The organism is Vitiosangium sp. GDMCC 1.1324, from assembly GCF_003044305.1.
Classification (GTDB): Bacteria; Myxococcota; Myxococcia; order Myxococcales; family Myxococcaceae; genus Archangium.
Genome location: NZ_PZOX01000028.1, coordinates 160,843 through 173,569, shown reverse-complemented (window position 1 = coordinate 173,569; position 12,727 = coordinate 160,843). Strand labels below are relative to the sequence as shown.

The following is a 12,727-nucleotide window of genomic DNA, read 5'->3' as shown; positions in this document are numbered from 1 at the left end:
CCCCGAGTCCTACCAATCGCCCGGCAGCTTGCTTTCCCTGACCCAGGGACGGGGGTAGGGTGAGGACGCATACCAAGGAGCGACATCCGAGATGGCGGAGGGAGACGTCCGGCAATACTTCGTGCGGAACGAGCAGGGGGCCATCTGGGGTCCGCTCGCCCTGCCGACCATCGAGCTGCTCATCGATAACGGCATCATCGCGGGCAAGCTCCAGGTGTCCGAGGACGGCATCCACTTCGTCTTCCCCGGCCGCTTCCCGCATGTGCGCGACTCCTTCCCCCGCGAGATGTGGGGCGACGTCATTGCCCCCGGGCCGACCACTCCGGCCGCGCCTCCCGCCGCGGGCATGCCTCCCGGTCCGCAGCCGGGCGCACCCACCGCGCCGCCCGTGCCGGGTGCGCCTCCCATGGCCGGGCCCGGTGCCGTCCCTCGTGGGCCGCCTGGCGCCGTCACGCGGCCTCCTGTTCCGGGAGCGGGTGTTCCCGTCGCGGGCCCCGCAGTCACCCGGCCTCCGGTACCAGGAGCGGGGATCCCCGTGGCCGGCCCCGGTGCCGTCGCCCGGCCTCCTGTTCCGGGGGCGGGTGTTCCCGTCGCGGGCCCCGCCGTCACGCGGCCTCCCGTACCAGGAGCAGGGGTCCCCGTGGCCGGCCCTGGTGCCGTCGCCCGGCCCGGTGCTCCCGCCGCAGGCCCGGTTGCCCGGCCCGCCGCACCACCTCCGGGTGCCGTGCCTCCAGGCGCTCCCGCTGGCGCCGCCCGCCCACCTCCCACCATGACGCCCGGGCCCGGAATGCCCGGGACACCCGCCACGGCCGCCCAGCGCCCCACGGCCCCCGCTGCCGCCGCGCGCCCCACCGCTCCCGGGGCTCCAGCCCCTGGCGCGCCGCCCTCCGCTTCCGGTCCCGCGACGACCGCAGCCCCTGGAACACCTGCCGCCGTGCGCACGGTGGCTGCTCCGGCCCCGGCGGCCTCCCCCGCTCCGGCCCCGGCTCCGGGGCCTGAGGACACGCCTCCCGCCAGCGGACAGCTCGAGACGCACTCGCCCGTGCGCCTCTACGGCCTCATCGCCGCCGGCAACCACACCGGACTGCTCTCGCTCACCCTGGCCGACTGCACCGTCAGCGTCCACTTCCGCAAGGGCAACCCCGAGTTCATCGACTCCTCTCACCCCGAGGACGCGCTCGGCACCTGGCTCCACCAGGCGAAGCTCGTCACGCCCGAGCAGCTCCAGCAGGCCGAGGCCGCCCGGGGCCGCTTCGGCGGCGAGCTGCTCGCGGCCCTCTTCGGACTGGGACTCCTCCAGCCCGCCTCCGCCTTCACCCAGCTCGCGCACCGCGCCCAGGCCATCCTCCTCAAGGGTCTTCGCGCCGAGTCCGGCTCCTTCACCTTCGAGGCGAAGGACCTGATCGCCGCCAAGGCCATGCCCCTGGGCAACAAGTGGGCGGTGCTGAGCGACCTCGTGCGCCGCATCCCCAGCGCGGACCTCCGGCGCCGGCTCCAGCCCGTGCTGGGCCTGCCGATGATGAAGTCCACCGGACGCGTGGCCACGGGTGACCTGCGGCTCACTCCCCATGAGGTGCGCGCGCTCGCCCTCATCGACGGGGCGCGCTCGCTCGGCCAGCTCCTCACCGATGTCCCCCAGGACGCCGACCACCTGCTGCGGCTCGCGTTCCTCCTCAAGGAGCTCGACGGGGTGTCCTTCGCGGCCGTGCGCGCCGGAGCCCAGACCACCGCCGCCCAGGCCACGCCTCAGGCCGCCGCGAAACCGGCCTCGCCTCCTCCCGCCGCGGCCCGCGCGGTGACCCAGCCCGGTGTCGCCCAGGCCGGTGCCACTCCCCAGACCGCCGCGGCCCGTCCGGTGACCCAGCCCGGTGTCGCCCAGGCCGGTGCCGTGCCCCAGGCCACCGCGAAACCCGCCGCTCCGCAGGCCGCTGCCGCACCGCAGGCCGCCGCGAAACCCGCCGCGCCTCCTGCCTCCACCTCGGCCCAGGCACCACGCCCGGCGGCCCCCGCTGCTCCGGCCGCCGCGAAACCCGCCGCTCCCGCCCCGGCCCCCGCTGCCGCCGCGGCCACGGCGAAGCCCGCCGCTCCCGCCCCGGCTCCCGCTGCTTCCGGCTCCGCTCCGGGCGCCGCCGAGATTCCCGCGCTCCGGGAGCTGGCCGAGAAGATGAAGGAGCAGAACCACTTCGAGCGCCTGGGCCTGGGAGCGGACACCAACGGCCCGGCGGTGAAGATCGCCTACTTCAAGCTGGCCAAGCAGTACCACCCGGACACGCTGCCTCCCGGCGCGCCTCCGGAGATGGAGAAGCTCAAGGCCGACATCTTCGCCTATATCGGTGACGCCTACCGCACGCTCTCGGACGACAAGAGCCGCGCCACGTACATCGAGGATCTCAAGAGCGGCGGCAGCCAAGAGGCCCAGGTCGACGTGGAGGCCATCCTCAAGAGCGAGGACCTCTTCCGCAAGGCCGGCCACTACATCAAGGCCCGGAAGTTCGCCGACGCGGCGAAGCTGCTCGACGAGGCCATCCAGCTCAACTCCGAGGAGCCCGAGTTCTACGCCTGGCGCGGCTACGCCCGCTTCTTCACCTTCGAGGACAAGAAGGTGGGCTTCAACGAGGCCTACCGCGACATCCAGCTGTGCCTGAAGAAGAACGAAAAGGTCGCCGCCGGACACTACTTCCTGGGCGTCATCGCCAAGCTGTGCGGAGACAACAGTGGCGCGCTGAAGCACTTCCAGAAGACGGTGGAGGTGCAGCCAAATCACATTGATGCGCAGCGGGAGATCCGCATGGCGCAGCAAAAGAAGTAGGGTGCGCCACCCCGGGAGCGCGGACTGCGCTCCCCCAGACGAGGAGAAGTACCTTGCCGTTGACCGGAAAACAGCGCCGCCAGCTCCGTGCGCTGGGACACCACCTGGAACCGGTGGTCATCGTGGGCCAGTCGGGCGTCACCGAGGGCGTCATCGCCGCCGTGGAGCAGGCGCTCCACGACCACGAGCTCATCAAGGTGAAGATCAACGAGGGCCCGGAGACCCGCCAGGAGGCCGCGCAGAAGCTGGCCGAGGGCACGGGCGCCGAACTGGCCCAACTCCTGGGCCGCACCGCCCTGCTCTTCAAGAAGCGGGACGAGGACTCGGAGTTCGAGGACCTGTGAGCAGCGCCCTCACGGCCATCAAGACGTAGGAGGACGTTGACGTCCTCGCATGCGTCCTCCAGCCTTGCGCGGTGCCGAAACAACCGTGGAGCAACCGCGCATGGGTCGCATTAGTGGGAACGGCCGTTGTGTTGGCGGTCGCGGTACAAACGCCCTGGACCCAGAGCGCGGCCGTCCTCCCCAAGCGTCTGGCATTGCATGCGCTGGCCATTCTGTGCTTGCTGCATGCCACGCCACGGCTACGCGCAGGATGGGCAACCCTTCTGGCCGGCATCCTGACTCTGTGGCAGGCATTGGCGTGGACGGCAAGCGACACAGGCTGGCTTGGGCTCCCGCGCTTGCTGGACGAAACAGCGGCCCTTGCCCTGTTCTGCGCCGTGACGGGAGGCCGGATTCCGCGCCAGGTGTTTCTAAAACCCCTCATCGCAGCCGCCGCGCTGGGAGCCGCGCTAGGCCTCCTCCAGCAGTGGGTGGATATACCGGGGCTGGCCCAAGCGACACGTCCCTCGGGACTCTTCGTCAGCCGTGCCGTGGCTGGAGAGTACGTGGCGGCATCGGTGGTTCTCACCGTGGTATTCCTCACCGGACGGTGGCGGCCCTTCACCCTCGTCCTGCTAGGAATACAGGTGGCATTTCTCATCTCCACCCGCTCTCGCACGGGCTGGGCGGTGGGATTCCTGGCACTGGCGTGGGTCTGCAGCCGACTGGCAACTCGTGAGCGGCTGCGGGTAGGAGCCACGACGGCTCTGGCTGTCTTGCTGGCCCTACTGCTGACACCGGGGCCCCGGCTGGCCTGGCGCTCGCCAACACCCTACTCGGATTCGTTGTCAGCACTGGCCCACCTGGAGCTTGCGGGCCGGCTCGACACCTGGCGCAACACATTGGAAATGGTGAAGGCCCATCCTGTCCTGGGCGTAGGGCCCGGTGGTTTCGCACCCACCTATGCCGCCTTCCATCGGACGGTGACGAAAGACAGGGCCTTCAGCGCAGGTCAGCAGATCGAGGAACCACACAACGAGCCATTGCGCCTCGCCGTGGAAGGGGGAGTACCTGGATTGGCCCTGGGAGGACTGCTCGCAGCAGCGCTCCTCTTCAAGAGACCGCGCCACGCCAGCGTGCGCACCATCGCCCTTCTGGCCGCGCTCGGCTGTCTCGGACTCTCTTCGCTGGTATCGCTGACGTTCGTGGCGATCCCCACACTGGTGCTCACCACCTGTACCGCTGGATTGCTGGGCCGACGCGGCGCCAAAGGGGCCGTACACATCCCCTCCCTCGTGGGGAGGGGAGCGTTCCTCACACTCGCCGCCACGCTGGTATGGGTAGACTTGCCGCAATGGCGGGCCTCGCGAGCGTGGCGCCAAGCGGAGGAGGCGGCACGACAGGGAAGCCTGCGCAGTGCCTACGAGAGGCTCCAGGCGGCTGCGGCGGACACGCGAGATGCCACCGCGTACGCGCGTACCGCGCAACTGGCACAACAGGCCGGCGACTCGCGCCGCTGCACCGGCGCCGCACGTGAGGGCCTGCGCCATGCGCCCCGCTCGACCCGCCTCCTCTCTCTTCTGGGAGAGTGCGAAACGCACCAGGGCAATACCGACGCAGCTCGCAAGGCCTATGCACGAAATCTACAACTCCTTCCTGATGATCCCTGGGCACTCCTGGGGCTTGCCCGACTCAGCACGGGGCCCGAACACACTACCCTGCTGCAACAGGCAGCCGAGGCGGCCCGGCTGGAATGGACGCGGCTCCCCCCCACCCTCTCCCAACCAGAGCTCGAACGCCTTGAGCAACTCTCACGACAGATTGCACAGGAACTCACCACGACCGAAGGCGGTTAGGATACACAACTAAATTTTGACTTTCGAACTCCTCCTGGCCAAGAGTGCACCCCCTATGAGGACCAAGAGGGCTACCCGGCTCATTTCGATAGCTGCCTGTTTTTTCATATTCAGCGCCTGTCTCGACGGAGCACCGGAGGGAGGCTTCAAGACGGGGAGCTCGGAAGACGGCACCGTCACAGCCCAAGCAGGCCTCACGGGCGTGGCCGCTTGCAACGCGTCCAATACTGGCACCTGCAACACCTCCGCGGACTGCGCCTCGGGACTGTGCCTCAAACGGCACTCCGGCAGGGTTTGCGTCAATGCCTGTAGCGACAGCCAACCCTGTCCCTCGGGCATGGAGTGCGAGTGGCGCCACACGGGCGCTGGACTGCTGGGTTACTGCGTGCCTAAGACGAGAAACTAGACACCATGAAGACTCTCTCCGCCCTCTTCCTGTGCCTGGGCACCCTCTCGCTGCTCCCCTCCACCGCGACAGCCCAGCAGCTGTGCAGTCCCTTCGATGCCATCCCAGACTCCAATGTGACGGCTGGAGGTCGCCTCGCCGACGTGGCCGCATGCTGTGATGGAGAAGCCACGGACGAAGGGTGTGGGCCCTGCCGCTGTGCCGAATGTGGTGACGAGGCCGAGGAGCGAAACATCGGCCGTCCCGTCGACATGCTGAGCGGCTTCGCCTGGCTGGAGAGGTCGGATGCGGACATCCCCTCTCCGAGCGGGCCAGGCATCCTCTTCGAGCGTACCTATTCCACGCACTGGGCTCAATCCAACGGGGGACGAAACGAAATCGGCCGCCTCGGTCCGGGATGGACCGACACCTATGGCGCCCGGCTGGTATTGGACGGCACGCCCACACCCGCGCAGGTGACGTACCGCAAGGCCGACACCGGTACGGAGAACTTCACCCGGCAGCCGGACGGAAGCTACGCGGGCCGCATGCCGGGACGCCGCCTCTTCTACGACTCCCTCACCCAACGTTGGGTCTTGGAGAAGTTCGACGCCAGTTCCGAGGTATTTGACCCCAGCGGGCGCCTCACGCACCTGCGCGCCGCAGATGGTGGTGAGGTGCACCTCGTGTACACCAGCGAGGATGCGGCGTGCCCGGCCGAGGCGACGCGCCCGGCCGGTAGCCTGTGCCGTGTGGACTTTCTCTTCGGCCACAAGATGTGGCTGCGCTACCACACCACCAGCTATGCAGGCTCCCCTCGGCTGGCCTCCGTCTCATGGGATGCCGCGGGGACCCTGGTGCTGGTGCAATATGACTACGACGCCACGGGATACTTGACGAAGGCCACCCAGGCCGACAACCGGCAGGAAACCTACACGTACGGATTCACCCACTTCTTTCCGCGCCACCCCGGCCAATCGGTGAAACTGCTGACGTTGGCGCAGGATGGCGATGGGGCCCTGGTGGAATCCTTCGCCTATCAGCAACTCCGCTTAGCACCCTCTCGCGTGCGGAAGCACGAAACACCCGAGGGCCGCTACACCTTCCGTGATGGGCTATACAGCAGCAGCAGCCTGGAACGCTATACCGAGGTGAATTCCTCCCAGGAAAACCTGCGCATCACCTGGGAAGGCGGAAAACTGAAGACCGTGTGCATGCCCCAATATGGCAGCTGCGACGTGACGCGGATGAAGGAGATGATGGTCCCCGCCACGGGCATCCTCGCGCCCACCTGCGAGAGGGATTATGACGGCTACTACACACGATACCTGCGTGATGCCCTCGGCCGGCAGACCTCGATCCTACCCGGCCTCTCGGACTGCAACAACCCCACGCCCGAGGAGGCCCGCCACGAACTGGTGCGGGGTTACGTGGCCAACTCCAACCGGCTGGCCTACACCTCCCGGGCCAGCGTCGATGCATCCGCTCCTTCTGGCTTCGCCACCTACACCGTGTATGACTACACGTCGCCCGCCTCCGCGGTCGATCCGAATTGTGGAACCGCCGCCTGCCAGACCCCCACGGCCTACAACACGCCGGCCTCCGCCCTCACGCCGCTGATGCACCAGCGCGTGCGCGTGGGCCGCACCGTGGTCGACCTCAATGGCACCTGGGCCACGCGTGCGGAGGTGGTTCGCTACACATACGGCCCCGATGGGCTCCTCTCAAGCGTGGATGGGCCCCGTACCGACGTGGATGACACCACCACTTTCGAGTACTACGACGTGCAGGGACCGACAAACGAGGCGGGCCGACTGAAGAAGGTGCGCCAGGGCTCGCAGGTGGTGGCTGAGTACTCCGACTACAACGACAGGGGCCAGCCCCGAAGAGTGGTGGACGGCTACGGCCAGGTGGTGCTCTACACCTATGATGCTGTTGGCCGCTCCCTGACGGTATGGATGCCAGGCGATGCGCAGTCCACCCGATACACCTATTCCAATGGGGGCCGGCTGCTGGAGGTGAAGCTGCCGAGAGGCGACCGGCTGCTCTACAGCTACAACACCCTCGGGCGGTTGGTCTCCGTGGGGCAGACGCACGTCGCGTCGGGAACTCCCGCCGTCTTCGACGAGGAGGTCCGCTACGAATGGGGAGACACGGACGACGACTTCGGCCGGCTGCTGCGCGAGAGCTACCTCCGCGAGGGCAACCTGGTTCGAACCACCACCTATGGCTATGACAACCAGGGCCGGCGTGCGGAGATACGCCACCTGCGCGTGGAGACCGAGGAGCAGGTGCACGCAGCCGTGCGCCTCACCACCTTCGACGAGCACGGCTCCATCGTGAGCACTACATCGGGCCTCGACACCCATGACGATGGCAGGAACCTCGGGTCACCGACAAAATACCTGTACGACAACCTGCAGCGCCTCTCCCGAGTCGAGGGTCCTAGCGCCACGCCGCAGAACTTCCTGTATGACGCGCACGACAACCTCACCGAGGTGTATGAGGTGTATGATCCGCAGTACACAACCACGTACCCACGGCTCATCTACCGCTATGACGATTTCGGCAATCTCGTCGAGGTGACGAGCACCACCCTCGGCACGCGCCGTTACGTCTATGACGTCGCCGGCAACCGTGTGCAGGAGCGCCTGCCCACCGGACAGGTGTTGACCTATACGTACGATGGCAGCGGCCGACTGACGGGCCTTACCAGCCCGGACGGCTCCGAGACTTATACCTACGACACCGATGCGGCGACCGCCGTGCTCGACTGCGCGACGGGTAACGCGTTGGGCGCGAGCAATGGCATCGGCCAACTCACGGCCGTGACTGAAACCTCGGGAACGACCTGGTTCGGCTATACACATGGGGGCAGACTGCGCTTCGAGGCGAGGCGGGCCCCCGGCGCCACATGCGCCAGAACGGTTCGCTGGGAGTACGACGACAACGGCCACCTCTCAGCCATGCGCTACCCCAGCGGAGCCACCGTCCGGTTCGAGTACCCGGCTGCCGGCCAGCCTCACATGCACGTGCCCTCCGCAGTGAAGCTGGTGGTGGGCACGACAACCGTGCCGCTAGCCACCGCGCTCACCTGGGAGGCAGGCGCCTTCGTCGGGTACTCGGCGGGAAATAGCCTCACGTGGCGCCTGACCCGCTGGCTGGATGGCAGCCCACGTGAGTGGACGGTGACACAGGGAGAAACTGGCCCCGTGATACGCCGCCGCACCTTCGGTGAAGAGGTGAATGGCACCCTCGAGCCACGGTTGGACGGACGTGGCAACCCCAGGCGCATCGAGGAGAACGAGCCCGCCTGGACGAAGGAATTCGAATACAATGAAGGCACCGGCAGCTTGGTCTTGAGCACCCACGAAGGCCTTCGAAAGCAGTTCGGCTACGGGACGAATGGTGACAGGACGAGCACCATGACGGCAACGGCCCCCCCTTCCGAAACAATCGTCTCGTTCGAAAACTACAACATCAATTCGACGACCTTCCGGCTGACGGATGCGACCGAGTTCAACATGTCATCCGGCACCAGTTCCTCTCAGAAGTATGCCTCCTATACGGCAGGCGGACAGGTGACGCAGAAGAACACGGATGGTCGGCTTCAGGCACTCTGCTACGACGCCAAGGAACAGGTGGCCGCCGTGGTGGGCCCCGGTGGACAGTACAGCCGTCAGGACTTCAATTTCCGGCACCAGCGCGTGCGAGAGGTATGGCCCCTCAATGGCCTGGTGACTGATTATTGGGTGGATGACAATGGTTTCCTCCTCATGGAGGCGGGTGCCGCCAGCCTCACCGCCCAGTACCCGCGGCCTGTCTCGGAGTACGTGTACGTAGCCGGTCAGCCCGTGGCCATGCTCCTCTCCATGGAGGCCCAGGACGGAACCACCACCTACCAGGGCGTGCGGTACCTGTTTGGCGGCCACCTCGGCGAGCTGCTGATGGAAGCGGATGACGAGGGACATGTCGTCCGCGGTTATGATTATTCACCCTTCGGTGAGCGCAAGACTCAAGCCGCCCCGCGCCGGACGCTCGAGCTGACATTGACGCGTACGGGCAGCACGACGGCTCAAGTGGAGCTCCCCGGAGCCTCGGCCGGCCGTCTGCATTTCGAGAGCTTCTCCCTGGCCTCTTGCGACAGCGTGGTCGTGAGGGACGCGGACGGAAACCTTCTGAAACGCCTGGGGTCCGCCCAGCCCACGAGCTTCTGGACGGAGACACTCCCGGCTCAGCACCTCCAAGTCCAGTTGGAGCAGGGGACTTGTGCGGGCAGTTCATCCTTCGTCCTGAAGGAAGCCGAGCCCACCTGGGGTGGGGCGCACGACTCATCCATGACGGGGTACGCGTCCGCCCACCCATATCCCGCAGCCGGGAACAGGGTCTCCCTCTCACTGCCACCCAATACCCATCTGAAAATCCAGATGGAGGTGGCCTCGTGCGATGCGCTCGAGGTGCGCCGCAGTGGAACCGGCGACGTACTCTGGACGAGGCCCGCAGGCAACAGCACCCTCTCCACCGAATGGACCCCTGCCCTTTCGGGAGATGTAGAAGTGGGGATCTGGGGCCAAGGCTGCAACTTGACGGAACAAAAGTGGGGATTCAGCGTTTCGGGGCTGCATACCCATTCGGCTCCAGGTATCCCTGCCAATCTCAACCTCCCTGGCCAGCGCCCCCTCACGGCCTCCGCCTCTACACGCCGCGGCGCCTTCAACGAACCCGAGGCCGACCTGTTCGAAAACGGGTACCGCACCTATGACGCCCGCCTCGGCAGATATCTGCAGCCAGAGCCCCTGTTGATGGATCCGGAGTTCGTGGGCTGGAGCGCCGCTCAGGAGAAGGGCATCCCGTTTTATGGGTACGCGGCCAACAATCCGCTCTTCTTCACGGATGCCGACGGGCTCGCCATCGTGGGTTACGAGCAGCTCGACGATGGTTCCAAGGCCGCAATTGACGAATTCAGGAAGACCTCATGCGGGGAGAAAATGTGGAACCGCATGCGTGATTCCGGGACCCTCTTCATCTTGAAGAACACGACCCGCCTGAGCCCCGGAGTTGCCGCCAAGACCGCGCCACTCGAAGGCCTGAAGCTCGGCCCCCCCACGGTGGTCATCAGCATCCAACCCGGAAACATGAGCAGCGCCTCGGAGGCCTATGTCGTGCGCAAGCCAACCCTCCTGCACATGGTTTCTCATGAGTTCGTTCACGCCGTGAAATACTCCGTCGGGAATGGCGACTCCTGGGCACACATGAAGCCCAACAACAGGAAGGCATTCCGCCGCTTGGAGGAATGGACAGACAAGAAGGCCACCTGCGCAAGCAAATGTGAAATCATGGATTCCGCATTCCCAGAAAAATGGTACCCCTCCTATCCCTATCCATGAAAGCACAGCACGAAATCATCTGTGGGCTGGTCATGAGTCTGCTGGTGGCTTGCACCGGAAAGAACCTTCCGGAGCAGACGGAGAACACCAGCACCGAGCAGGAACAGTACACATTCTGCAATGTCCAGGTCGCCGCTATCAGGCCCGGGCTATGCAGGGTCTTCGAGAAGCGGATGCGCAAAAAATCCGCGGACCTCCTGTACTCGTTCCACACCCTGCGCTGCGGTCAGAGCGAGCGTATCTGCGCCCAGGAGGTCTCGTGCGATTGTACCCAGGCCCTCCCCGCCCATTCCTGCGAGCCGGAACGGGCGGAGCACTGGCCATACGAGGAAGGCAGGTCCTACACATCCGAAGAGCTCACTCGCCTCGAGAACCAGGCCCCCGAGCCCACGAAGAGTCGGTTGGGTCCCAAACTCATCGAAATCGAGAACGGAGGTTGTGAATCCGCCACGTCGGTACAGCCCCCCGAGTACGGTCGCTGCGTATTGAAGGGCTTTGAGCTCACCCGCGAAAGCTCGCGTCACGTCTTCGCCTCGATAGAATTCGGAAAGACCCATCAAGTCTGTGGTGTCCCCGTGGCCTGCGAATGCGCGGGATATCCGCCAGCGGCCCTCAAGGAGTGAAACCCGCGGCGCGGGCGGCCATCTCGGCTCCCGCGCCCAGCCGCTCCAGCAGCGTGGGGCCGAAGTACTGGCGATGGGCCTCGCCCGCGCCCTCCTGGATCTTCTCAGGCGTCTCCACGTAGCCCACGTAACCGTCCGCCAGCCCCAGCACCCCCGAGGCGCCCGTGCGCCGCACCAGCACCGCGCCCGACCCCACCGTGGGCTCGCCCGGCATCAGCACCAGCTCCAGCGGCCCGAGCATCAGCGCCCCCACCTCCGCCGTGCGCGAGGACGACGCGCACAGGAAGTTGTCCCCTGCCGCCCTCGAGAACGCCGGCACCAGCCGTGAGGAGTCCGGCCTCGGCAACGCCACCTCCACCCGCGTGAAGGCCAGCCTCGAGCTCCCCACCGGAGCCGGCACCGCGCGCTCGGCCAACCCCGACACCGCTCGTGCGAAGGACAGCGCCCGCACCACCCCCTCGCCCTCGCCGTAGGACACCGAGACGTTGCCCCCCGCGCCCTGCAACACCATCACCACCCCACCCTGCTCCTCGCGCAGCACGCTCAACCGCCCCGGCCAGTCCGGGTCCACGAAGGCCCTGTCCCTCGGCACCACCGTCGGGTGCGCGGCGAAGACCAGCAGCTCCGCCACCCGCCCCTCGGCTCCCCGCAGCACCGCGCGGGTGAGTGTCCCATCCGGAATCTCGCCGCCCGCCCGGGAGCGCACCAGCACGGAGTCCTTCGCCTCGCCCACCTCCAAGGTGACATCGGTGAGCCGAGCCGCGGCCTGTCGCAGCGCCTCCGTGGCTCCGGCCACCGCCGCCTCCAACGCCGCCTTCCGGAAGCGCCCGGTCCCGGCAATCTGCGACACCATGCGCGGGTCATAACCCCCAAACGACGAGTGCGCGTGCGTGGCCACCACCACCACGTCCTGGAGGCCCAGGTCCGCGGTCCGCTCGCGCACCGCGGCCACCAGCTCATCCGGCACCAGCAGCAGCTCCAGGGACACCAGCCCCACCTTCACGTCCCCCGCGCCCAGCACCACGGCACGAGCCTGCGGCACCGGGTCCGCCTGGCTGGCCTCGGGGCGAGGAGGCCTGTAGCCCGCCACCACCACCGGATACGGAGGCGCCAGGGCCACTCTCGCCGCCCCGGCCCTCAAGGGGCCCTCGGCGCTCACCTTCCCGAGCACCACGGGCGCCCGCTCGGGCCATCGCCCACACCAATTCCAGGATGCCAGCGCGTACGCCGACCCGATGGTCAGGAGCGCCAGGGGAAGCAGGGAGCGCAGCAGGCGCCGCCATCGGGAGGACATGCGGGGTGGAAGCCTACCTCCAACCAAGGAATTCCGGGGGCCTGGACGCC

6 protein-coding genes are annotated in these 12,727 nt (G+C 67.2%); 5 read left to right on the top strand and 1 reads right to left on the bottom strand.

Annotated elements, in window-relative coordinates; translation table 11 throughout:
• Nucleotides 1-91: 91 nt before the first annotated feature.
• The 5 genes from DAT35_RS49935 to DAT35_RS49915 all read left to right on the top strand — a co-directional run bounded on the left by DAT35_RS49935 (nt 92) and on the right by DAT35_RS49915 (nt 11,383).
• A complete protein-coding gene (locus DAT35_RS49935; RefSeq protein ID WP_108076478.1) occupies nt 92-2,809 on the top strand; it encodes a DnaJ domain-containing protein in 2,718 nt (905 codons plus the stop codon).
• Between the two features lie 53 nt (nt 2,810-2,862).
• Nucleotides 2,863-3,153, top strand: coding sequence for a ribosome assembly RNA-binding protein YhbY (gene yhbY / locus DAT35_RS49930; RefSeq protein ID WP_108076476.1), 291 nt, complete (start codon nt 2,863-2,865; stop codon nt 3,151-3,153).
• 131 nt (nt 3,154-3,284) lie between these two features.
• Nucleotides 3,285-4,988: an O-antigen ligase family protein gene (locus DAT35_RS49925; protein ID WP_158502212.1), complete on the top strand. Its 1,704-nt coding sequence runs from the start codon at nt 3,285-3,287 to the stop codon at nt 4,986-4,988.
• Between the two features lie 411 nt (nt 4,989-5,399).
• Nucleotides 5,400-10,760 (top strand): RHS repeat-associated core domain-containing protein, encoded by a 5,361-nt coding sequence (locus DAT35_RS49920; protein ID WP_108076472.1) that lies wholly within the window; start codon nt 5,400-5,402, stop codon nt 10,758-10,760.
• Nucleotides 10,757-11,383, top strand: coding sequence for a hypothetical protein (locus DAT35_RS49915; RefSeq protein WP_108076470.1), 627 nt, complete (start codon nt 10,757-10,759; stop codon nt 11,381-11,383). Before DAT35_RS49920 ends, DAT35_RS49915 begins: the two co-directional genes overlap by 4 nt.
• Here the strand turns inward: DAT35_RS49915 and DAT35_RS49910 are convergent.
• Nucleotides 11,373-12,677 (bottom strand): neutral/alkaline non-lysosomal ceramidase N-terminal domain-containing protein, encoded by a 1,305-nt coding sequence (locus DAT35_RS49910; protein ID WP_108076468.1) that lies wholly within the window; start codon nt 12,675-12,677, stop codon nt 11,373-11,375. The genes DAT35_RS49915 and DAT35_RS49910 overlap by 11 nt on opposite strands.
• Nucleotides 12,678-12,727 lie beyond the last annotated feature (50 nt).